Genomic DNA, 21753 nt, shown 5'->3' on the forward strand with positions numbered 1-21753 from the left:
CATGGATCAATCGGTGAAAGACGCCCTGGTCCGCTGGCCCGACGTGCCAGCGGTCTACGGCTGGCTGTCGCTGGACGCCAGGGGCCGCTGGCGCCTGCATCCGCAGGGCCAGTCCGCGCAAGGCGGGCCGGGCGAGTCGATCACCAACAGCCAGATCCTGGCATTCATCAACCGCAACTACGATCATGACGAAGCGGGCCGCTGGTATTTCCAGAACGGCCCGCAACGGGTGTACCTGCGGCTGGACGCGGCGCCCTACACGCTGCGGCTGAGCGACGACAATCTCCGCCTGCTCACCCATACCGACGCCACGGTCGACGCGGTCGATGCCTGGCGGCTGGACGACGCCGGCCAGCTGTACGCGATGACGCCGCTGGGGGCCGGCATCGTGCTGGACCGCGACCTTCCCATGCTGCTCGAAAAGCTGGTCACCGAAGACGGCGCGCCGCTGCTCGATGCGCTGGCCGGCCTGGCTCCCGGCGACACGCTGGGGGTCGCCTTCCCCGGCGCCTATGCCGCCGCGCCCTTGTCGGCCGTGGCGCGACAGGACGTCGCGCGCGAACTCGGTTTCGATCCCGATCCCAGGCCCTAGCTTCAGAACATGCCGTTGGCGTTGGCGGACCGCTCGGGAATGGGCTGCACCGCATCCCAATGCTCGACGATCTTGCCCTGCTCCAGGCGGAAGATGTCGACGATGGCGCTCCCACGCGTGCCGGGTTCGCGCACCGCATGCACGTGCAGGATCACGTAATCGCCATCGGTAAAAACGCGCTTGATTTCGCTGTGCGACCGGGGATACTTTTCGCGCAGGAACGCGACGAACTTGCGGAAGCCCTCGGGCCCGTCCGCGGCGTTCGGATTGTGCTGCACGTAGCGCTCGCCCAGGTACTTCAGCGCGGCGTCCGCGTCCTTCCGGTTCAGGCCCTGCTCGTAGAAGGCCAGCACGGCCGCCTTGTTGGCAGCTTCCTGCCCGGCGGATGCGTGGGCGGCCGGCGACAGGGCGGCGGCCAGCAGCGCCGCGCCCGCGGCGCGCTTGAAGCAAGAAATGGTCAGGAACATGGCGGCCTCCCCTGGCTATGGACTTCGGGTGCGCGCGGCATTCAGCCGCGGCCGCTCTTGCGCAGCGCGAACTTGCCGTCGCCCAGCAGCGCCAGCGCGGCGGCCGCCACCGTCAGGAAGATGGGATATTCCCAGCCGCCGCCCGGATTGCCGAAACCCCAGCCATTGCCGAAGTGCACGGTCGACGCGACGAACAACTGCACGGCCGCGACGGCGGCAACCCAGCGCGGCAGGATGCCCAGGATCAGCATCACGCCCGCGCCGATTTCGAAGAAAGTCACCGGATAGGCCAGCCAGCCGGCGAAGCCGATCTTGGCGAAGAACTGAGCGGTGCCCGGCAGCGTGAAGACCAGCAGCTTGGTCAGGCCGTGGGCCAGGAACATGACGCCGAGCGCGACGCGCAGCAGCAGCGCGGCATAGGGCGCGGTACGGGTTTCAACCATTGCACTCTCCTAGAGCGGTTGGGGAATCGCCCAGGACGGGAAGATTCTTCGGAAGCGCTATTCTTGCGATTCCAAAAACAAAGATAAACATGCAGAATTGCAAATTATTGTTCCCCGATAGGAAACAATCATGGACACCCATACCGCCATGCAGACCTACGCCAAGGTCGTGGAGCTGGGCTCGTTCGCGGCGGCCGCCGACAAGATGGGCCAGGCCCGCTCCGTGGTCACGCGCCAGATCGCCTATCTGGAGCAGAAGTACGGCGTGCGCCTGCTGAACCGCACCACGCGCAAACTGAGCATGACCGACGCCGGGCGCGCCTTCTACGAGCGCGTGCGCCCCATCCTGGCCGAAGTGGCGGACCTGGAGCTATCGCTGCAGGCCGAAGGCCAGCGGCCCAGCGGCCGCCTGCGGGTGAGCGCGCCAGTATCGTTCGGCATCCTGCACCTGGGGCCCGCCATCGCCGAGTATCTGCAGCGCTACCCCGACGTGATCATCGACCTGGACCTCAACGACCGCGTGGTCGACCTGGTCGAAGACGGCTTCGACGTGGCCGTGCGCATCGGCCCGCTGCTGGATTCCTCGCTGGTGGCGCGGCCGCTCGCGCCCCAGCAATTGCTGGTCTGCGCCGCCCCCTCGTACCTGGCGCGCCACGGCACGCCGCAAACGCCGGAAGAACTGAAGCAGCACCGCTGCCTGCACTACGCCTACGCCAGCACCGGCAACGAATGGCATTTCGAGAAAGACGGCGTGACCCACCTGGTCCGCGTGAACGCGGCCCTGCGCGCCAATAACGGGGACGTGCTGCGCACGGCCTCGCTGGCGGGCCATGGAATCATCCTGCAGCCCGAATTCCTGGTGGGCGAGGACATCCGCGCGGGGCGGCTGGTCACCCTGCTGGCCGACTACGCGCACACGCCGATCTCCATGTGCGCCATCTATCCCCACCGGCGCTTCCTGTCGCCCAAGGTGCGGTCGTTCGTCGAACACCTGGAAGACCGGTTCGGGACGCCGCCCGTCCCGGCCCCCGGGCGGCGCGCCAGTCCTCGCCGCAGCCGTTAGAATCGTACCCATGACCGCAAAATCGCCCATCGAATACTTCCCCGCGCCGCGCCGTTCGCATTTCTGCAGCCAATGCGGCTCGCCCGTCAATCGCCGGGTGCCCGAGGGCGACAACCGCGAACGCGACATCTGCGATCACTGCGGCGCCATCCATTACCAGAATCCCCGGCTGGTGGTCGGCACGTTGCCGGTCTGGGAGAACCGCGTCCTGCTTTGCCGCCGCGCGATCGAGCCGCGCTACAATACCTGGACGCTGCCCGCCGGCTTCATGGAACTGGGCGAAAGCACCGCGCAGGGCGCGGCCCGCGAAACCCTGGAGGAAGCCGGCGCGCGCATCCGGCTGGGCGAGCTCTACACGATCATCGACCTGCCCCAGATCGACCAGGTTCACGTCTTCTACCTGGCCCAGGCGCTGTCCCCCGACCTGGACCCGGGCCCCGAAAGCCTCGAAGCGCGCTATTACGAGGAATCCGAGATCCCCTGGGACGACCTGGCGTTCCGCACCGTGGCGACGACGCTGCGCCACTATTTCGAGGACCGCAAGCTTGGCGAGTTCGGCCCGCATCACTACACCCTAGAATCGCACCGTTGAAGCTGCCCTGGCTTGCCGTCGACACGCCGTTCCCGCCAGCTGAGTTCGCGCTGACGGATCCGGACGGCCTGCTGGCGGCGGGCGCGGACCTGTCCATCCCGCGGCTGATCCAGGCCTATTCCAACGGCATCTTCCCCTGGTATTCGGAAGGCGAGCCCATCCTGTGGTGGAGCCCCGATCCCCGCATGGTGCTGGCCACCCGGGATTTCGCGCCCTCGCACTCCCTGCGCAAGCTGCTGCGCCAGATCGCCGGCCAGGAATCCCAGGCCGCCCCGCGCGTGCAAGTGCGCGTGGACACCGCTTTCGCGCAGGTGATGGCCGAATGCGCCGCGCCCCGCGACGGCCAGCCGGGCACCTGGATCACCGGCGCCATGCAGCAGGCGTATCGCGCCTGGCACGAGGCCGGATACGTGCACAGCATCGAAACATGGATAGACGGCGAACTGGCCGGCGGCCTCTACGGCATCAGCCTGGGCCGCATGTTCTTCGGCGAATCCATGTTCACCCGCGCGCCCAACGCCTCCAAGGTGGCGCTGGCCTACCTGGTGGGCTACCTGGCCGCCCAGGGCGTCGAACGCATCGATTGCCAGCAGCAGACGCGCCACCTGGCGAGCCTGGGGGCCCGCCCCATCTCCCGCGCGGCCTTCCTCCAGCACATCCGCGGGGCCACGGCGCAGCCTCCCGTCCCGTGGGCGCGCGGCTGGCTGGACAGCGCCGGGCTCCTGCATCCGGAGGCTGCGTCCGGCCCCGGGTTAGGCGTTAATATGTAGCCATCCCGTCACGGGCTTGCCGCCGTCTTCCGGGATCGCCCATGAGCCAGCTCAAAGAACTTCCCTTCTCTACCCTACAGTTCTACGCAACCGCTCCCTACCCTTGCAGCTACCTGCCGGGTCGCCAGGCTCGGTCGCAGGTCGCCGCGCCCGGCCACCTGATCAACGCGGGCACGTATTCCCAGCTGGTGGAACAGGGTTTCCGCCGAAGCGGGCTTCGAGCCCAACCGCAGCCAGCGCCGCGCCTGGCGCCAGCACCAGGACCTGCAGTCCTTCGTGGCCGAGCTGGCCTGGTCGCCCGAGCACTACCGGCTCTATACGCGCTACCAGCAGGGCCGCCATCCGGGCGGCGGCATGGACGAAGACAGCCGCACGCAGTACGCGCAGTTCCTGCTCACCAGCCGGGTCAACACCCGACTCGTGGAATTCCGCACGCCGGAGGGCGTGCTGGTCATGGTGTCCATCATCGACGTGCTGGACGACGGCCTGTCCTCCGTCTACACATTCTACGATCCCGACATCGCCGGCAGCCTGGGCACCTACAGCATCCTGTGGCAGGTCGAGCAGTGCCGCAGCCTGAATCTGCCCTGGCTGTACCTGGGCTACTGGATCGCCGACAGCCGCAAGATGTCCTATAAGTCGAGCTTCCACCCCGCCCAGTTCCTGGTCGACGGCGCCTGGCGCGACCAGCCCGCGCCGCCCGCCCCCTGATTCGCCGCGTCGCGGCGTCCGCCGAGCCCGGCCGGATGCTGGGCCGCCAGAATTCGCTCTACAATTCCGCCCCATGTCTATCCTCTTCCACGCCTATCCCCTGGCCCGCCCGGCGCTATTCGCCATGGACGCGGAAACCGCCCACGAAGTGACCCTGTCCGGCCTGCAGCGCGCCTATGAATGCGGCGCCACGCGCAAGCTGCTGCACGCGCAGCCCCAGGCGCCCTGCACCTTGATGGGGATGCGGATGGCCAATCCGATCGGGCTGGCGGCCGGGCTGGACAAGAACGGCGCCTACATCGACGCGCTGGGCAACCTGGGATTCGGTTTCATCGAGGTGGGCACGGTCACGCCGCGCGCGCAGCCCGGCAACCCCAAGCCCCGCATGTTCCGGCTGCCGCGCGCCAACGCGCTCATCAACCGCCTGGGCTTCAACAACCAGGGTCTGGATGCGTTCCTGGCCAACGTGCAGCGCAGCGTCTGGCGCACGCAGGGGGGGATCCTCGGGCTGAATATCGGCAAGAACGCGGACACGCCGATCGAGCGGGCCGCGGACGATTACCTGATCGGGCTGGAAGGCGTGTATCCCTACGCCGACTACGTCACGGTGAACATCTCTTCGCCCAACACCAAGAACCTGCGCGCGCTGCAAAGCGGCGACGAACTCTCGGCATTGCTGGCCCAGCTGGCGGACAAGCGCAAGGCGCTCGAAGACCGGCACCAGCGGCGCGTGCCGATGGCGGTGAAGATCGCCCCCGACCTCACGCGGGAACAGATCGACGCCATCGCCGACACGCTGCCGCGCCACGGCATCGACGGCGTCATCGCCACCAACACCACGCTGTCGCGCGACGCCGTGGCGGGCCAGGCGCATGCCGAGGAAGCGGGCGGCCTGTCCGGCGCGCCAGTGCATGAGTTGTCGTTGGCGGTGATCCGCCGGCTGAAGGAACAATTGGGCGGCAGCCTGGCCATCATCGGCGTGGGCGGCGTGCTGTCGGGCCGCCAGGCCCGCGAGAAGATGGAAGCCGGCGCCGACGCGGTCCAGCTCTACACCGGCCTGATCTACCGCGGCCCGGCGCTGGTGGGCGAATGCGTGCGGGCGGTGGCCCGCTGAAGGGCAAAAAAAAGGGGCCACCCGGTGGGTGGCCCTAATTCCAGCTCTGCTCTGTCACTCAACAGTACTACATTACTGCGGTTTGCGCACCATCGCGCGCCAAATACTTAGGCGCTGCGGCGGCTGCGGGCGGCAACCTTGGTGGCGGCGTCGGCAGCGTCCGAGGCAGCCTTGAAGGTCGCGTTGGCGGCGGCGTTCAGGTTCGACTCGGCGACTTCGGCGGCCTGCTTGGCGGCCTTGGTCATCGAATCGTAGGCGCTGGTCGCGGTGGCCAGCGAGGACTTGATCAGGGCGACGGCGCTTTCGGAACCGGTCGGGGCGTTCTTGGAGAACTGGTCGACCACGTCGCTCAGCTGCTGCTGGCTTTCGGCGATCTGTTCTTCGGTCAGCTTGACCAGGTTGCCCTGCACGCCGGCGACGATGTCATACACGTGCTTGGTGTAGGCCATGGCCTTTTCGGCGCCCGGCTGCAGCAGGCCCGACGCGAAAGCGGCGGCTTCCTGCGGATCCTTCAGTTCGGTGGCTTGCTGCGACTTCTGGGCGACTTCGTCCAGGGTGGCGCGCACGACCTTCAGGTTCAGCTCGACCAGCTTTTCGAAGCCGGCGAACACGGCCGATTGGGCGGCCACGAGGGTATTGATGCTGGCCTTTTGACGGTCCAGGACTTGTTGCGGAATGGCGCTCATAGAATGCTCCTCGATGGGTAGCCGGGGCTATCCGGCGAATAAGGATGGTTGTCTGCGACGAAAAAAGGAAACGTGCGCGGAAACTGGTACTACAAGCTACCGCCGGCCCGTTTGATGCACTGCACAATTGACATTCTAGACTGGGAAAAAAACTTGTCAAGGAGTTTTTGTGCGGTGCAATAAATGTTTGCACTTTGACGGTGCATGCCTGCCCGGCGTTTGATCCGGCACAAATGTTGCATTGCTTGGGGAAATACCGGACGTGACGGCGTATCAATTCTTTTCTACACTGCTTTCACGCTGATGACAGATAAAGACAAACGATAAGTCACCCGGCAATAACTAAATCGCAGCAAGCAAATCCCTGCAACTGGAGACTCCATGACCCTCATTCCCCGCACGCTTACGGCCCTGCTCGCGGCCGGCGCCATGCTCGCTGCCGGCGCCGCCCACGCGGACTATCCGGATCGCCCCATCAACATGGTGGTGCCTTTCGCCGCTGGCGGCCCGACGGACAACGTCGCGCGCTCGCTCGCGGAAGCCATGCGGCCGACTCTGGGCCAGACGGTCGTGGTCGAAAACAAGGGCGGCGCCGGCGGCACGATCGGCACGACCCAAGTCGCGCGCGCCCAGCCCGACGGTTATTCCGTCCTGCTGATGCACGCCGGCTTCTCGACGGCGCCGTCGCTGTACAAGAACCCCGGATACGACCCCTACAAGAGCTTCGAGCCCATCGGCCTCGTGGTCGACGTGCCGATGACCATCATCGCGCGCTCGGACTTCCCGCCCAACACCATCCAGGAACTGGCCGAGTACGTTAAGCAGAACAAGGACAAGGTCTCCCTGGCCAACGCCGGCATCGGCGCCGCCAGCCACCTGTGTGGCACCATGCTGGTCGAAGCGCTCGGCGTGCAATTGCTGACCATCCCCTACAAGGGCACTGCGCCGGCCATGAACGACCTGCTGGGCAAGCAGGTGGACCTGCTCTGCGACCAGACCACCAACACCACGCAGCAGATCGACAGCGGCAAGGTGAAGGCCTACGCCGTCACCAGCCTCAAGCGCGTGCCCACGCTGCCCAAGCTGCCGACCATGGACGAATCCGGCTACAAGGGCTTCGAAGTGGGTATCTGGCATGGCATGTGGGTGCCGAAGGGCACGCCCAAGCCGGTCGTGGACAAGCTGGTCAAGAGCCTGCAGGCCGGCCTGGCCGATCCCAAGTTCCAGGAACGCATGAAGCAGCTGGGCGCGACCGTGCTCACCGCCGAAGCCAATCCGCAAGCCCTGGAAGCCAAGGTCAAGCAGCAGGTCCCGCAATGGGCCGAGCTGTTCAAGAAGGCTGGCGTCGAGCAGCAGTAAGCGCGCCCCGCCCGCCCTCCGGGGCGCAGCCAAAGGAAAAGCCCCGCGAGGGGCTTTTCCTTTGGGCCCCGTTTTGGCCCTAGGGGCGCAGCGCCTCGGCCGCCATGCCCAGGCCGTTGAAGCCCGTGGACACCGAAGGTTCGTAGCCCAGCGCTTCCGAGATGCTGGCGGCGGTGTCGACCAGCGCCTTGATCCATTCGTCCTGCAGGCGCTCGGCGGGGGCCGATATGGACAGGCCCGCCACCAGCTTGCCGGTATCGTCGAAAATGCCGGCCGCGATACAGCGCACGCCGAGTTCCAGCTCTTCGTTGTCGCGCGCGTAGCCATGGCGGCGCACCAGGGCCAATTCCCGTTCCAGGCGGTCCAGGTCGGTCAGGCTGTTGCGCGTGTGCCCGGCCAGGCCGGTGCGCAGCGCATAGGCCCGGACCTGACGGGCATCGCCGGTGGACAGGAACAGCTTGCCGGTGGAGGTCAGGTGCAGGGGCGCCCGGCCGCCGATGGCACGCACCACCTGCATGCCCGAGCGCTCGCTCCAAGCCCGGTCGATGTAGACGATCTCGTCGCCCTGCTGCACCGACAGGTTGATGGTCTGCCCGGTCAGCTTGTGCAGCGAGCGCATGGCCGAAATGGCCGCCTCGCGCACGTTCAACCTGCCCTTGACCAGCGAACCCAGCTCCAGCAGGCGCATGCCCAGCTGGTACAGGCCGTTGTCCACGCGCTCGACGTAGCGGCCCACGACCAGGTCGTTCAGGATGCGATGCGCCGTGGACGCATGCAGGCCCGTGGTGGCGGACAATTCCTTGAGCGTCACGGGATCCGGCTGCGCGGCCAGGGCGTCGAGCAGCCGCATGGCGCGCTCGATCACCTGGATGGCAATGGGATGGGCGGAAGCGCCTTCGGTTTCGGCGTCCAGGGGATTGCGGGGGGTCGGAAGACGGGCCATGGGAAGATTGGGGGCTAGCGCCGCTTGGCCGAAAGAAACCGGCCTTGCGGCGACGCAGCAAACAGTTCTTTCCCGTATTGTGAAATTTACCTGGCCGTTTGGCAATCGGTTTTTTAGGAATAAAACGGGGTCCGCCCCCGTTTGTTCAGCTTATGTTCAGACTGCTGGCGGAGCCGCCAGCTTGCCCCCGAGGCGCAGCACCTCGGCCCGCAGGAACTCCAGGGCTGCCGCCGCCCCCTCGGGATCGCCCTTCACGCCCAGCTCGATATGGGGCGTGCCGCCGGCCTCGCCCACGCTGGGCAGGCTGAAGGCCCGCACGCCGGGCCAGCGCGTTTCCACGCTGACCATGGCCGGCGTGATGCGCGATTCGGGCATGCTGAAAACCAGGAAGGAATGCTCCGCATGGACCTTCACATGCTGCAGCGCACGATAGCGGGTGTCGAGCGTCCATTCCAGCATCGGCCAGGCCATGACGGGAAAGCCCGGCACGAAGGTGTGGTCTCGGATGAAGAAACCGGGAATCCGGTTGTAGGGGTTCGGCACGATCTCGCACCCTTCCGGGAACACGCCCATCTGCAGGCGCTGCTGGTTCTCGGGCGCGCTCATGTCGGCCGTGCCCTGCCCCTTTGCGGCCATCTCGGCCGTGCGCAGCGCGATGGCCTGTTCGGCCTCGGGATGCAGCGCCAGGGGCAGGCCCAGCGCCGCGGCGGCGGCCTGGCGCGTATGGTCGTCCGGCGTGCCGCCGATCCCGCCGCAGGAGAACACCACGTCGCCCGAGGCGAAACTGCGCCGGTAGGCGGCCGCCAGCGTGTCGCGGTCGTCGGGCAGGATTTCCGCCCAGCCGAGCTGCATGCCGCGCGCGCTCAAGAGCTCGACGACCTTGGAGAAATGCTTGTCCTGACGGCGCCCCGAGAGGATTTCATCCCCGACGATGATGAGGCCGATGCGGCGGGCGGCGGATTCTGCGGCCATGTCCGATTCCAGAAGGTGAGTGGGATGACGCCGGTCAGACGTCGATGACGCGGTCCTGGCGCAAGCGCTTGAGCGCTTCCAGTCCGTAGTGCGCGTAGACCAGCGCCGAGAATACCGGCAGGATGATCCATGCGGGGGGCAACAGGTTCAGCAAGGAGCAGATGAGGCCGATGGTCCAGAAACCGCCGTTGTTCCGCTCCAGGATGAGCTTGCGTTCGGCCGGGCTGGCGTGCTCCACGATGGCGTCCACGCGCATCATGCGCGAGAACGCGAATGCCCACCAGAAGATCGACAACACCACCGCCATCGGCGGCACGAGCCAGAGCGGCAGCGTCAGCACCCACCCCGCGGCGAAGGCGGCCGACACCCAGACGGCGTTCCAGACGCTGACCGCGGTCGAGAATTTGCCCTGGCGGCCTACCGTGGCGTATTCGCGCTGGCCTACGTGGCGCAGCACCAGCGGCATGACGAAGACCGCCGCGATCGCCAACCCCAGGATACCGGACACCGGCAGCAGGATGGCCGCGGCGATGACCGGGATCAGGTAGATCTTCAGTGAGAACAGGCCCACCGCGACCAGCCATTCGTCGACGCGGTTGACGACATCCCAATGCGACACTTCGGCCCGCAGCCAGTCGGTCAGCGGCGTCCAGAACAGCCACAGCAGCAGGAAGGCGCCGAGCAGCGCGATCAGAAATGGCAGCAGGACCGCGAACAGCATCGTCGGGTGGCACTGCGACACCAGCGCGCGCTTGAACGCCTGCCCCACGTTGGCCGCCCCCGTGCCCGCGCTGGAAAGGCGGTCCTGTTCGGGGGTGGCGGAATCGGTGCGCAAAACGGTCATGGCGGCGGAAATGAGGGGGTGGACATCCCGAGTATGATAGTCAAACACGCCCCGATCTGCCCACATGTCTCTACTTGTACCCAACACCGACCAGGATGCGCTGCGCGCGCGCCTGGGCTCGCCCGACACCTGGCTGGTCGCCTGTTTCTGCGCGGCCTGGTGCGACACCTGCGAACAATACAAGCCCAAGCTGCAGGCGCTGGCGCAAGCCATGCCCCAGCATGTCTTCGCCTGGATCGACATCGAAGACCACGCCGAGCTGCTGGGCGAGGAAGACGTCGAGAACTTCCCCACGCTGCTCGTGCAGATCGGCAAGCGCGTGGTGTTCTACGGGCCGATGCTGCCGCATATCGGCCACCTTGAGCGCCTGCTGGAAAGCCTGGACGAACATAGCGCCGCGGTCAGCACCGCCCTGCCCGACCTGCCGCGCCTGCTCGCCGCCTGATCCGGCCGGCGGCTGCCGGCAAGCGAAAAAAAACCGCAGGGCCTTCGGGCCTTGCGGTTTTTTTGTCGCCCGGGCGCGGGCCTCAGGGCTTGCGGCTGCCGCCCAGCAGGACGGCGATCTGGCGCTTCGGCGCCGACGAGCCTCCATTGGTTTTGGGCTCGGGCGTCTCGGCCGGCGCGGACGGCGCCGACGGCTCGTAGGGCTTCAGGAAGAAATCGTCCACGGGCTGACGCGGCGCGCTGGAGGAATAGCTGGAGCGGCGGTCGGTGGAGCGGCCGCGTTCGCCCCGGCCTTCGCGCGGCGCCGAGGCGCCGCGGCGGTCCTCGCTGCGGCGATGGCTGCGCGCCACCAGGTCGGCGGGAACGTCCAGCGTGCCGCGCGGCACTTCGCGCTTGATCAGCTTTTCGATGTCGAGCAGGAAGCGCTCTTCGTCGGGCGTGAACAGGGCAATGGCCTCGCCCGAGGCGCCCGCGCGGCCGGTACGGCCGATGCGGTGCACGTAGTCTTCGGCGTTGTACGGCAGGTCGTAGTTGATCACGCAGGGCACGCCGGCCACGTCCAGGCCGCGCGCGGCCACGTCGGTGGCCACCAGCACTTCCAGCTCGCCGGCCTTGAATGCTTCCAGCGCCTTCATGCGGTCGGCCTGGGTCTTGTCGCCATGGATCGATTCGGCCTTGACGCCGTCGCGCTCCAGTTCGCGGGCCAGGCGCGCGGTGCCGATCTTGGTATTCGAGAAGACGATGACCTGGTTCAGGCCGCGCGACTTCACCAGGTGCACGACGGCGGCGCGCTTGGCGTCGCTCGGCATCTTGTAGGCGATCTGCGTGATCGTCGCCGCGGTGGCGTTGCGTGCGGCGACTTCGATCTCGACGGGATGATTCAGGTAGGACCGTCCGAGCTTGCGGATTTCGTTGCTGAAGGTCGCGGAGAACAGCAGGCCCTGGCGCTGCGCGGGCAGCAGGCGGATGATGCGCTCAAGATCCGGCAGGAAGCCCATGTCCAGCATGCGGTCGGCTTCGTCGAGCACCAGGATGCCGACCTGGCTGAGGTTCACGTTCTTCTGCTCGACGTGGTCGAGCAGGCGGCCGGGCGTGGCTACCAGCACTTCGCAACCGCGGCGCAGCGCTTCCTTTTGCGGACCGATATCCACGCCGCCGAACACCACCGCGGAGCGCAGCGGCGTCTGCTTGCTGTAGCGCTTGACGCTTTCGTACACCTGGTCCGCGAGTTCGCGCGTGGGCGTGAGGATCAGCGCGCGCACCGGATGGCGGGCGGGCGATGCGCTGGTGTTGGCCAGCGGCATGAGGCGGTGCAGGATGGGCAGCGTGAAAGCCGCCGTCTTGCCGGTGCCGGTCTGCGCCGCGCCCATGACGTCCCGGCCTTCCACGACAACGGGAATGGCCTGGGCCTGGATGGGCGTGGGGGTGGTGTAGCCGGTTTCGGCGATGGACTGCAACAGCAGGGGATGCAGCCCGAAATCGGCGAACGTCGGCGCGGGCGCTTCAGCGGCGGGTGCTACAGGTTGAGTGGATTCAGTCATCAGGGTTAGGCAGATACCGGGACCAATAAAAAAGAACAAAACGAGAGTGCTGCATGCACTGCACTACATACGCATCGGGACAACCCGAACACGCGCAATCGCATCGCGACGGCACGCAAACGGACGCGAACCGCTGGCGGTATCGCGCGCAATCTGCATCCTGCCTTGCTGGCCAGGCGGCGCATTCTGGATTCGATACTTATGAGGGCAGTACCAGGCCCGGATTGCTGTGGATAACTTGATTTTAGCGCAGCCGCATCGCAGCACGGTCAAGCCGGTCTCCGAAAGGCGTTACAAACCCCCTGCGGCGCGCTCCGAAGTGGTCGCGGGGCATACCCGGAACGTCCACCTGGCGGACGCTTCGGATGGGAACCGGACGCTTTTCCCCTCAGCCCGCCAGCCAGCGCAGGCCCCACAGGGCCAGCATGCCCACCACGATGACCAGGACCGCGCTGCGGGTGCGCAGGAAAACCAGGATGGCCAGCACGCCGGCGACCAGCTTGTAGTCGAACGCCGGGCCCAGCCCTGCCTTCCAGGGCAGCAGGTCGGGCACGATGATGGCGGTCAGCGCGGCGGCGGGCGCGTAGCGCAGGGCCCGCCGCACGCCCTCCGGCAGCGGGATGTAGTCGCCGAACAGCATGAAACCGGCGCGGGTCAGCACGCTGCACAGCGCCAGCAGCAGGATGGCGGAATAAACGTAGATTTCGGAAGGCCAGAGGGTCATGAGCGGGCCTTGAAGAAGCGTTCCGCCCAGATGCCGGCAATCACGCCGGCGATCACGGCCGCCGCGAGGCCCAGGCGCAAGGGCAGCACCTGCCCGGTCCAGGCCACCACCCCGGCCGCCAGCATGGAGACCAGCATGGGCTTGGAATTGGCCAGCGGCACCGTGATGGCCAACAGCGCCAGCACGGCCGCGAAATCCAGCGACCAGCCCGCGGGCACCATGGTGCCCAGGTAGATGCCGACGATGGAGGACGCCTGCCAGACGAACCAGCCCGGCGCGATGGCGCCCAGGAAGAACCAGAGCTGCTCGCGCGTGCCGCGCTCGGCCGCGTCGCCGTACCGGGGCATGAACAGCACGAAGCCCATGTCCGTGGTGAAGTAGCCCAGGCCCAGCCGCTTGGGCCAGGAAAGATGGCGGAAATAAGGCTGCAGCGCCGCGCCGAAGATCAGGAAGCGCAGGTTCACGACGCAGCCCGCGGCGAAGATCAGCCAGAGCGGCGCGCCGGTGGCGATGAGCGGCAGGGAGGTCAGCTGCGCGGAACCCGCGTACAGGAGCAGGGTCATCGCCAGCGCCATGGACTCGGTCAGCCCCGACTTGACCATGGCCACCCCGGTGACGAGGCCCCACGTCGCGGTGGCGATCAGGGCGGGGACGATGGCGTGGACGCCGGCACGGAAGGCGGTGGCGCGTTCCCGTCGGACCACGGCCGGATCTTCGATTTCAGGAAGCGCGGATTCAGAGGACAACGGCGGGCCCCTGGCGATTCGGACAGGACGACATGGAAACTCTAAGGAAAAGGAACGCACGACAACCCGTTCGCCCGCCGGAAGCACGATGCGCGGGCCGGGCGGCGCCGCGCCGGAGCGCGAATAGGCGCGTATTGTAACCTCGCTGCTTGATACAATATGCGCCTCAGGATTCTTGGCGGAGAACACCATGTCGATGGCTGACCGTGACGGTTTCATCTGGTATGACGGCAAGCTCGTCCCGTGGCGAGACGCGACCACGCACGTCCTGACCCACTCCCTGCATTACGGCCTGTCGGTATTCGAGGGCGTGCGCGCCTACCGCTCCGAGATCGGCACCGCCATCTTCCGCCTCGAAGACCACACCAACCGCCTGTTCAACTCGGCGCACATCTACCAGATCCCCATGCCCTTCGATCGCGACACGATCAACGAGGCCCAGCGGACGGTCGTGCGCGAAAACCAGCTGGAATCCGGCTACCTGCGCCCCCTGGTGTTCTACGGCCCCGAAAAAATGGGCGTGTCGCCCAAGGGCGCCCGGGTGCACGTGGCGATCGCCGCCTGGCCCTGGGGCGCCTACCTGGGCGAGGAAGCCCTGTCCCAGGGCATCCGGGTCAAGGTGTCGTCGTTCGCGCGCCAGCACGTGAACGTCACCATGCCGCGCGCCAAGGTGGCCACCACCTACGCCAACTCCATCCTGGCCAATACCGAGGCCCTGCAGGACGGCTACGACGAAGCCCTGCTGCTGGACACCGAGGGTTTCGTGGCCGAGGGCTCCGGCGAGAACCTCTTCATCGTCAAGGACGGCGTGCTCTGCGAACCGGAGATCGCCTCCGCCCTGACCGGCATTACCCGCAATACCATCCATGCGCTGGCCGCCGACCTCGGCCTGCGCGTGGTGACCAAGCGCCTGACGCGCGACGACGTCTACATTGCCGACGAGGCCTTCTTCACCGGCACGGCCGCCGAAGTGACGCCCATCCGCGAAGTGGACAACCGCCAGATCGGCTCCGGCCGGCGCGGCCCCATCACCGAGCAACTGCAGAAAGCGTTTTTTGACATGGTGAATGGCCGCAACCCGAAGTACCATCACTGGCTGAGCAAAGTCTAATCCGAGCGGCCCGGTCCCCGACCCGGCCGCGCCCTAGCCCCAACCTGCCGTTTACCGGTTTTTTTTTCAGGAATATCCATGACCGCTGCTGCCCCGGCCGCCGTCCCCCACCCCCACGAAGTCATCGAAGTCGGCGCGGAAGACCTGCCCGTTTTCTGTCCCGGCCCCAAGGCGCCGCTCTGGAGCATGCATCCCCGCGTCTTCCTGGACGTGGCCCGCACCGGCTCGGCCAGCTGCGCCTACTGCGGCGCCGAATACCGCCTGAAGGCCGGCACGGTGCTGCACGGCCACGGGCACTGAGCGCCGTCCTCCAACGCCTACCCGTTTTCCGCAGCCATGTTCGCCACGCCCGAAGAAGCAGAACACGCGTTCTACGAAGCCCTTGAGCAGGCGGACAGCATCCGCCTGATGCAAGTCTGGGCGGACGACGAGGAAGTCGTCTGCATCCATCCCGGCGGCCTGCGCATCGTCGGCCACTCGGCGGTGCAGGAATCCTGGCAACAGGTGCTGGCCAACGGCCCCCTGCATATCCGCCCGCTGCGGCCGCTGGTCATGCTGAGCATGATGTGCGCGGTGCACGTGCTGGTGGAGCAGGTGGCGGTGCGCACGCGGGAAGGCACGCAATTCGCCAATTGCTACGTCACGAACATCTACCATAAGGGTCCCACCGGCTGGCGCATGGTCATGCACCATGCCTCGCCGGCGCCCACGGAAGCCGGCGTGCTCGATTTGCACGACGTGCCCGATATGCTGCACTGAACCGGGTGGATTCCTCGTTGGCCGCTGCTCGTCTTGATACTACGCCCTGCCCCGTTCCCTCCTGGCTGCCCGGAGGCGACAGCCAGACGGTTTACGCCGCCTTGTTCGCGCAGTATCACCGCATCGCGTTCGTGCGCGAACGGGTGGACACACCCGACACCGATTTCGTCGACTTCGACTGGACCGGTCCGGGGCTGTTCCCGCACAAGGCCGCCGACGGCGCGCCGGTCAGCGGGCAGCGTCCCGTCGTCAACGGCAAGACCGCCGCCGCCCGCTGGATGACGGAAGCGGACTGGAAGTCCCTGCCGCACAACCCCGACACGCCCGCGCTGATCCTGTTCCACGGCCTGGAAGGCGGCAGCAACAGCCGCTATGCGCAATCCATCGCGCATCATTTCCGGGCACGCGGCTGGATCGTGGTGATCGCGCATTTCCGCGGCTGCTCGGGCGTGCCCAATCGCCTGGCCCGCGCCTACTACTCCGGCGACTCGGCCGAAGTGGGCTTCATGCTGGAAACCGTGCGCCAGCGCATCCCGCACGCGCGCTGGCATGCGGTGGGCGTCTCGCTGGGCGGCAACGCGCTGCTGAAGTACCTGGGAGAGCACGCGGAAGACACCCGCTGGCTGACGGCCTGCGCCGGCGTCTCGGCGCCGCTGGACCTGGTGGCTTGCGGCAAGACGCTATCGACCGGCGTGTTCAATCGCCGGATCTACACCGCCCATTTCCTGAAGACGCTCAAGCACAAGGTGCTGGAAAAAGCGCACCGTTTCCCGGGCGCCGTCGATGTCATGCGCATCGCGCACGCGCACGACCTGCGCGAATTCGACGATACCTACACGGCGCCCATGCATGGCTTCCGAAATGCGCTGGATTACTGGACGCGCGCGTCCAGCAAGCCATGGCTGCCGAAGATCGCGGTGCCCACGCTGGTGCTCAACGCCCGCAACGATCCTTTCATTCCGGCCGCGTCGCTGCCCACCCCGCAGGACTGCTCGCCTTCCATCCTGCTGCACCAGCCGACGGACGGCGGGCACGCGGGCTTTCCGACGGGCAGCTTCCCCGCCCACCTCAACTGGCTGCCGCAGCGGCTGGGACGCTTCTTCGAGACCGGGCTGTAAGGCGCGAACCGCGCCCGCCTCGGCTCAGCCCGACTTGAAGCGTTCCAGCAGCTGGCGTTCCTCGGCCAGCTTGTCCTTCACTTCCTTGATCTGCACGTCGATCTGCGACTGCTCGTAGAAGTCGGTGGACATGCCGCGCGCCTGCTGCAGCTGCGATTCCGCGGCCGCGAACGCCCCGGTCATCACGTAGAAGCGCGCCAGATCCCGGCGCGCCGCCACCGGCTTGCCGTTGCGCTCCTCGCTTTGCGCCAGCATCTGGTAGAGGCTGGGTTCATCGTCGCCCCATTGCTTGATCTTGGCGCGCAGATATTCCTGCGCGTCGGCGTGGCGGCCGACGCTTTGCAGCGCCTGGGCGTAGGCGATGCCCAGGGCCCGCTGCTCAGGCCAGCGCTTGGTGGCCGCCTGGGCCAGTTCCAGGGCCCGCGGATATTCCTTGCGCGCCAGCGCCATGTCCACGCTCAGCTTGGCCAGCTGGGCCGAATTGCGACCGTCCGCGGTCGCCAGGCCGAGGTTGCGTTCGGCCTCGGCCAGGTTGTTGCGCTGGAAGGCCTGCAAGGCCAGGCCGTAGTAGGCGGCCGAGCGGCGCACGCCGGACAGGGCCTGGGCCTCGTCCTGCAATTGCTGCCCGGCGGTGCGCAGGCTGACGGCATCGCGCCCCTGCACCACCCGCATCTTGGCCCGCACGTACCAGAAATCGTCGCTGTCCACGTGGCGCGTCGCGGGCAGGCCGCGGACGCGGTTCTGCACGTCGGACATCCGTTCGATGGAAAGCGGGTGGGTGCTGGCCCAGGAGCCGCCGCCCGCGCCTTCGTTCAGGCGCGACGCGTTCATCAGGCGCGCGAACATCTGCGACATGCCTTCGGCGTCGTAGCCCGCCTTGGTCAGCATCTGGAAACCGGCGCGGTCGGCCTCGCGTTCCGCGTCGCGCGAAAAGCCCAGCTGCCGGTTGATGGCCGCGGCCTGGCCGAACGCCGCCACGCCCACGGCCAAGTTGCCCCCGCCGCCGGCCAGCGCCGCCAGCAGCGCGCCCGCCAGGCTGGCCAGCATCACCATGCCGTTCTGGTTCTGCTGCGTCATGCCGCGCGCGATGTGGCGCTGCACGACGTGGCCGATTTCGTGCGCCAGCACCGCCGCCAGCTCGGATTCGCTGGCGGAGGACACGATCAGGCCGGTGTTGACGCCGATGTATCCGCCGGGCATGGCGAAGGCGTTGATCTCGGGATCGCGCACGCCGAACATTTCCACTTCAGGCACGGCGCCCGGAGCGTAGGCCGCCAGCTTGCGCCCCATGGTGGTGAGGTACTGGCTGAGCTCGGGGTCGTCGACGTAGGTCGGATCGCGCCGCCCCTGGGCCATGATGGCCTGGCCCAGGCTGCGCTCCAGCATGGGGGACAGTTCAGCCGCGGAGGCCGCGCCCATGGAGGGCAGCCCCATGGGCTGCGCCCAGGCGGCTACCGGGATGCCGGGCGCGATCAAGGCGACGGAGAGGCCGATGATTGCGCCTCGTTTCGCAATCGAGCAAATGGAGGGCATTTTCCTGCGGTTCATAAGCCTATGATAGCGATGAGCTTAAAATGTTTCATCGATCCCCCCAACGAGGTGTCAATGCGTCCCGTCCGTAAAGCCGTTTTCCCCGTCGCCGGCATGGGCACGCGCTTCCTGCCCGCCACCAAGGCGATGCCCAAGGAAATGCTGCCCGTGGTCGACAAGCCGCTGATCCAGTACGCCGTGGAAGAAGCCGTCGCCGCCGGCATCACCGACCTCATTTTCGTGACGGGGCGCAACAAGCGCGCGATCGAAGACCACTTCGATTCGGCTCCGGAACTGGAATCCGACCTGGAAAGCAAAGGCAAGCACGAGCTCCTGGCCATGGTGCGGGGCATTCTACCCGCGCACGTCAACTGCCTGTACATCCGGCAATCGGCGCCCCTGGGCCTGGGCCACGCGGTGCTGTCGGCCGCGCCCGCCGTGGGCGACGAACCGTTCGCCGTACTGCTCGCCGACGACCTCATCGATTCGGACACCCCCGCCCTGAAGCAACTGGTGGACGTCGCCGTCGCCCAGAACGCCAGCGTGCTGGGCGTGCAGGACGTGCCCCGCGCCGATACCCGCAAGTACGGCATCGTGGCCACCCGCGAAGGAGACGCCCGCTCCGACGGCCGCACGGAACGCGTCACCCATATCGTTGAAAAACCCGATCCCGAAGCCGCGCCCTCGACCCTCGCCGTGGTGGGCCGGTATGTGCTGGAAGCGGCCATCTTCGACCACCTGCGCTCCACCAAGATGGGCGCCGGCAACGAGATCCAGCTCACCGACGGCATCGCCTCGATGATGCGGGAGCGCGCCGTGTTCGCGCACCGCTATGAAGGCGTGCGCTACGACTGCGGCAGCAAGGCCGGCATGTTCCAGGCCACGGTGGCGCTGGGCAAGAAATATCACGGCCTGGAGCCGGAATGATCGTGGGCGCGACGCCCGCCTAGACCGACACCGCGCGCGCCTTGGCGCGCGCCTGCGCATCGCGGTCCGCCTTGCGCAGCCGCCCCTTGGCGGATAGCCGCATCAAGGTCCCCAAGGCCACCATCAGGCCGATCACCTCGACCAGCGCGGCCGGGATCCACATGGTCAGCCCGCCGATGGTCTGGTCCGTCTGGGCCGACATCGCGATGGCGCGGCCGCACAGCTCGAACAAGGGATAGATATCGCTTTCGGTGAAGGCGATGACCGCGCCCGCCACCATCTGCGGCAGCATCGTCAGCACCGGCGAAATGACCCGCCCGCCGGGCGTCATGGCCGCGGGCGGCGCGGGCCGGCGGTCCAGGATCAGGTTCCAGTACATGAAGCCGCTGATCACCACCGACCAGTTCATCAGCCGGTACAGGCGCCAGTCCAGCATGGAATAGAACTGCACCGACGGGATCAGCCAGACCAGCACCAGGAAGACGAACAGCGAGGGGACGAAGATCTTGTTGGTCAGCACGGCCACCGTGGCGCGGCCGGCGCCGGTGCGCAGGAAGTCGCGCAGCCGGATGCGCCACGCCATGGGCAGCCCGGCCCGCATGGCCTGGCCCGGGAACGCCGCCATCACCAGCAGCGGCCCCAGGTGGTGCAGCACCAGATGCTGGATGCGGTGGATGAAGAACATGCGCTCCGCGTAGTAATCCAACCGGGTATGCATGGACAGGTACAGCAGCACCATGCCCATCCAGAACAGGACCTTGCGGGCGCCCGAAACGCGATGGACCCGCTGGCCGCGCACGAACAGCACGATGGCGACCAGGAAGGAAGCCACCAGCGTGGGAGAGAACTCCCAGGGTACGAGCCATTCGAGACTATCCATGCAAACCGTCCGGAGAACATCGGGGAAGACGAGGACCGGCGCCGCGCGCCGCATCCCGTCGATTGTAGTAGACCCCGGCGCGGACCGCCCCGGCGCTCAAAAACGGTGCGAAATGCCCGTGCCGACCCGGGTGGTGTGCGAATGGGCGGGGTCGAACTGGTTGTCCAGCGTGTAGTTCGACGCATAGCCGGCGAAGGCGTAGAGCGTCGTGCGCGGGGACAGGCCGTAGGTATAGCCCAGCGTCATCACTTGCGCATTGCGCGCCGTCATGCCGTTGTCCCATTGCCAATCCGGATGCGCCAGCGACCACTGCAGCAGCACGGCGCCCGGCCCCACCGGAACGCTGGCGCCGACCAGCCAGGCGTCGACCGTGCCGCCTCGAACGAACGCGGCCGGCCCCAGGCCCAGGCCGAGATCGTCTGGATCGCCACCGTCCAGCCCGGCATAGCCGTTGCGCTGGCGCGACCAGGCCACGGACAGCTTCAGTACCTCGAAGTCGTAGGAAGCCCCGAGCTGGATCGCCTGCGGCCGTCCCCGGTTGCCGGCCGGCGCGTCGGCCAGCCGCAGTTGGTCCCAGGTGGCGACCGCCAGCAGCGGCCCGTCCTCGTATTTCAGGCCCGCGCTGACCGCGCGGTTATTGTCGGCGGTGCGGAACCGGCCCTGGCCGTCGGCATCGAAGGAATACCCCACGGCCGCCTGGAAGCCTTGCCAGACAGGCGAGTAGTAGTTCACGAGGTTGTCGAACTGGTAGTTGTCGGATGCCTTGAACGTGGCGCCCATCCCCATTTCCTTCCAGGAAGCGATTTCCAGCGCATTGCCGTAGACCTGCCCCACCGTGTGCTGCCGGCCCAGCCGCAGTTCGCCGTAGTCGTCGTGGCCCAGGCCGACCCAGGCGGCGTAGTTGAACAGGCTGTTGTCGTCCGCCGATTTGCCGGAAGAAGGGTCGAAACCGCTTTCCAGCTGGAAGCGCGTACGCCAGCCGTCCCCCAGGTCTTCCGCCCCCCCCAGGCCCCACAGGGAATCGGTGAGCCCGCCATTGAGCAAGCCGGCACGGCTGCCCTGGCCCGAGGTCTTGGTGACGGCCAGGCCGGCGTCCACCACGCCGTACAGCCGCACGCCCAGCCCGTCGTCGTCGGCCTGCGCCCCCGTCGACAGGGCCAGGCCCGCCACCGCCACTGCGCCCAGAAAAATCATTTTCATGCGTATCTCCTGATTCGGCGGCGGGCGATCGGCCCGCCGCCGGGCGCCATGGCCTATTGCCAGCCGTAGCGACGTACCCAGACGCCCTTCAGCAACTGCGTGAGAACGCAGTAGCCCAGCAGGATGCCGGCCAGCCACGGGAAGTAGCTCCACGGCAGCGCCTGCAGCTGGAAGTACTCGGCCAGCGGCGAGAAAGGCAGCAACAGCCCGAGGATCA

General features: G+C 67.2%; 24 protein-coding genes and 2 pseudogenes. 13 read left to right on the plus strand and 13 right to left on the minus strand.

From position 1 onward, the window contains the following. The first annotated feature begins 1 nt into the window (after nucleotide 1). Nucleotides 2-592, plus strand: coding sequence for a DUF2946 family protein (locus ADE01S_RS02320; RefSeq protein WP_062679830.1), 591 nt, complete (start codon nucleotides 2-4; stop codon nucleotides 590-592). A gap of 2 nt (nucleotides 593-594) precedes the next feature. Here ADE01S_RS02320 and ADE01S_RS02325 read toward each other — a convergent pair whose 3' ends face one another. Next, the gene (locus ADE01S_RS02325; RefSeq protein WP_062679831.1) at nucleotides 595-1059 is read right to left on the minus strand and encodes a nuclear transport factor 2 family protein; all 465 of its coding nucleotides are present in this window, start codon (nucleotides 1057-1059) and stop codon (nucleotides 595-597) included. Nucleotides 1060-1100: 41 nt separating this feature from the next. Beyond that, on the minus strand, nucleotides 1101-1502 hold the full coding sequence (locus tag ADE01S_RS02330) for a DoxX family protein (RefSeq protein ID WP_062679832.1): 402 nt from the start codon (nucleotides 1500-1502) through the stop codon (nucleotides 1101-1103). Between the two features lie 130 nt (nucleotides 1503-1632). Between ADE01S_RS02330 and ADE01S_RS02335 the strand changes: the two genes are divergently transcribed. The 5 genes and pseudogenes from ADE01S_RS02335 to ADE01S_RS02355 all read left to right on the plus strand — a co-directional run bounded on the left by ADE01S_RS02335 (nucleotide 1633) and on the right by ADE01S_RS02355 (nucleotide 5752). After that, complete coding sequence (locus tag ADE01S_RS02335) at nucleotides 1633-2565, plus strand: LysR family transcriptional regulator (RefSeq protein ID WP_062679833.1); 933 nt, start codon at nucleotides 1633-1635, stop codon at nucleotides 2563-2565. Between the two features lie 10 nt (nucleotides 2566-2575). Then, a complete protein-coding gene (locus ADE01S_RS02340; RefSeq protein ID WP_062679834.1) occupies nucleotides 2576-3157 on the plus strand; it encodes an NUDIX hydrolase in 582 nt (193 codons plus the stop codon). Further along, entirely contained in the window at nucleotides 3154-3927 is a 774-nt protein-coding gene (gene aat / locus ADE01S_RS02345; RefSeq protein ID WP_062679835.1) for a leucyl/phenylalanyl-tRNA--protein transferase, read from the plus strand. Before ADE01S_RS02340 ends, aat begins: the two co-directional genes overlap by 4 nt. 41 nt (nucleotides 3928-3968) lie before the next feature. Then, nucleotides 3969-4638 (plus strand): annotated as a pseudogene (locus ADE01S_RS02350) (aspartate/glutamate leucyltransferase). Nucleotides 4639-4711: 73 nt separating this feature from the next. Continuing rightward, nucleotides 4712-5752 carry a quinone-dependent dihydroorotate dehydrogenase gene (locus ADE01S_RS02355; RefSeq protein ID WP_062679836.1) on the plus strand — a complete coding sequence of 347 codons (1041 nt, stop codon included), beginning with the start codon at nucleotides 4712-4714 and terminating at the stop codon, nucleotides 5750-5752. A gap of 107 nt (nucleotides 5753-5859) precedes the next feature. Here ADE01S_RS02355 and ADE01S_RS02360 read toward each other — a convergent pair whose 3' ends face one another. Further along, a complete protein-coding gene (locus ADE01S_RS02360) occupies nucleotides 5860-6438 on the minus strand; it encodes a phasin family protein (RefSeq protein ID WP_062679837.1) in 579 nt (192 codons plus the stop codon). Between the two features lie 381 nt (nucleotides 6439-6819). Here ADE01S_RS02360 and ADE01S_RS02365 point away from each other — a divergent pair, with 381 nt between their 5' ends. After that, nucleotides 6820-7797 carry a tripartite tricarboxylate transporter substrate binding protein BugD gene (locus ADE01S_RS02365; RefSeq protein ID WP_062679838.1) on the plus strand — a complete coding sequence of 326 codons (978 nt, stop codon included), beginning with the start codon at nucleotides 6820-6822 and terminating at the stop codon, nucleotides 7795-7797. A 79-nt stretch (nucleotides 7798-7876) separates the two neighbouring features. Here the strand turns inward: ADE01S_RS02365 and ADE01S_RS02370 are convergent, their stop codons facing one another. The 3 genes from ADE01S_RS02370 to ADE01S_RS02380 all read right to left on the minus strand — a co-directional run bounded on the left by ADE01S_RS02370 (nucleotide 7877) and on the right by ADE01S_RS02380 (nucleotide 10556). After that, nucleotides 7877-8740, minus strand: a complete 864-nt coding sequence (locus ADE01S_RS02370; RefSeq protein WP_062679839.1) for an IclR family transcriptional regulator — start codon at nucleotides 8738-8740, stop codon at nucleotides 7877-7879. A 156-nt stretch (nucleotides 8741-8896) separates the two neighbouring features. Further along, nucleotides 8897-9712 (minus strand): competence/damage-inducible protein A, encoded by an 816-nt coding sequence (locus ADE01S_RS02375; RefSeq protein ID WP_062679840.1) that lies wholly within the window; start codon nucleotides 9710-9712, stop codon nucleotides 8897-8899. Nucleotides 9713-9746: 34 nt separating this feature from the next. Further along, complete coding sequence (locus ADE01S_RS02380; protein WP_062679841.1) at nucleotides 9747-10556, minus strand: EI24 domain-containing protein; 810 nt, start codon at nucleotides 10554-10556, stop codon at nucleotides 9747-9749. Nucleotides 10557-10620: 64 nt separating this feature from the next. On the opposite strand from ADE01S_RS02380, the gene ADE01S_RS02385 reads away from it, so the two are divergent. After that, the gene (locus ADE01S_RS02385) at nucleotides 10621-11001 is read left to right on the plus strand and encodes a thioredoxin family protein (protein WP_062679842.1); all 381 of its coding nucleotides are present in this window, start codon (nucleotides 10621-10623) and stop codon (nucleotides 10999-11001) included. Nucleotides 11002-11083: 82 nt separating this feature from the next. Here the strand turns inward: ADE01S_RS02385 and ADE01S_RS02390 are convergent, their stop codons facing one another. From ADE01S_RS02390 to ADE01S_RS02400, 3 genes are all read right to left on the minus strand, one after another. Next, a complete protein-coding gene (locus tag ADE01S_RS02390) occupies nucleotides 11084-12541 on the minus strand; it encodes a DEAD/DEAH box helicase (RefSeq protein WP_087881332.1) in 1458 nt (485 codons plus the stop codon). A 388-nt stretch (nucleotides 12542-12929) separates the two neighbouring features. Continuing rightward, complete coding sequence (locus ADE01S_RS02395) at nucleotides 12930-13265, minus strand: AzlD domain-containing protein (RefSeq protein ID WP_062679843.1); 336 nt, start codon at nucleotides 13263-13265, stop codon at nucleotides 12930-12932. Further along, a complete protein-coding gene (locus ADE01S_RS02400) occupies nucleotides 13262-14011 on the minus strand; it encodes an AzlC family ABC transporter permease (RefSeq protein ID WP_062679844.1) in 750 nt (249 codons plus the stop codon). The genes ADE01S_RS02395 and ADE01S_RS02400 overlap by 4 nt, the downstream gene beginning before the upstream one ends. Nucleotides 14012-14201: 190 nt before the next feature. Between ADE01S_RS02400 and ADE01S_RS02405 the strand changes: the two genes are divergently transcribed. The 4 genes from ADE01S_RS02405 to ADE01S_RS02420 all read left to right on the plus strand — a co-directional run bounded on the left by ADE01S_RS02405 (nucleotide 14202) and on the right by ADE01S_RS02420 (nucleotide 16999). Next, on the plus strand, nucleotides 14202-15122 hold the full coding sequence (locus ADE01S_RS02405; protein ID WP_062679845.1) for a branched-chain amino acid transaminase: 921 nt from the start codon (nucleotides 14202-14204) through the stop codon (nucleotides 15120-15122). A gap of 78 nt (nucleotides 15123-15200) precedes the next feature. After that, nucleotides 15201-15422, plus strand: a complete 222-nt coding sequence (locus ADE01S_RS02410; RefSeq protein ID WP_062679846.1) for a zinc-finger domain-containing protein — start codon at nucleotides 15201-15203, stop codon at nucleotides 15420-15422. Nucleotides 15423-15458: 36 nt separating this feature from the next. Next, nucleotides 15459-15881 carry a YybH family protein gene (locus tag ADE01S_RS02415; protein ID WP_062679847.1) on the plus strand — a complete coding sequence of 141 codons (423 nt, stop codon included), beginning with the start codon at nucleotides 15459-15461 and terminating at the stop codon, nucleotides 15879-15881. 17 nt (nucleotides 15882-15898) lie between these two features. Next, nucleotides 15899-16999 carry a YheT family hydrolase gene (locus ADE01S_RS02420; protein WP_062679848.1) on the plus strand — a complete coding sequence of 367 codons (1101 nt, stop codon included), beginning with the start codon at nucleotides 15899-15901 and terminating at the stop codon, nucleotides 16997-16999. Nucleotides 17000-17023: 24 nt separating this feature from the next. Here the strand turns inward: ADE01S_RS02420 and ADE01S_RS02425 are convergent, their stop codons facing one another. Continuing rightward, complete coding sequence (locus tag ADE01S_RS02425) at nucleotides 17024-18547, minus strand: M48 family metalloprotease (RefSeq protein ID WP_062679849.1); 1524 nt, start codon at nucleotides 18545-18547, stop codon at nucleotides 17024-17026. Nucleotides 18548-18604: 57 nt separating this feature from the next. Between ADE01S_RS02425 and galU the strand changes: the two genes are divergently transcribed. Further along, the gene (galU, locus tag ADE01S_RS02430) at nucleotides 18605-19456 is read left to right on the plus strand and encodes a UTP--glucose-1-phosphate uridylyltransferase GalU (RefSeq protein WP_062679874.1); all 852 of its coding nucleotides are present in this window, start codon (nucleotides 18605-18607) and stop codon (nucleotides 19454-19456) included. Nucleotides 19457-19475: 19 nt separating this feature from the next. On the opposite strand, the gene ADE01S_RS02435 is transcribed toward galU, so the two are convergent. The 3 genes and pseudogenes from ADE01S_RS02435 to ADE01S_RS32015 form a co-directional block, all read right to left on the minus strand. Further along, nucleotides 19476-20336 carry a cytochrome c oxidase assembly protein gene (locus tag ADE01S_RS02435; RefSeq protein ID WP_062679850.1) on the minus strand — a complete coding sequence of 287 codons (861 nt, stop codon included), beginning with the start codon at nucleotides 20334-20336 and terminating at the stop codon, nucleotides 19476-19478. A gap of 96 nt (nucleotides 20337-20432) precedes the next feature. Further along, nucleotides 20433-21536 carry a porin gene (locus tag ADE01S_RS02440; RefSeq protein ID WP_062679851.1) on the minus strand — a complete coding sequence of 368 codons (1104 nt, stop codon included), beginning with the start codon at nucleotides 21534-21536 and terminating at the stop codon, nucleotides 20433-20435. Nucleotides 21537-21589: 53 nt separating this feature from the next. After that, nucleotides 21590-21753: pseudogene (locus tag ADE01S_RS32015) on the minus strand (cation transporting ATPase C-terminal domain-containing protein); the annotation flags it as partial.

The organism is Achromobacter denitrificans NBRC 15125, assembly GCF_001571365.1.
Taxonomy (GTDB): Bacteria; Pseudomonadota; Gammaproteobacteria; order Burkholderiales; family Burkholderiaceae_B; genus Achromobacter; species Achromobacter denitrificans.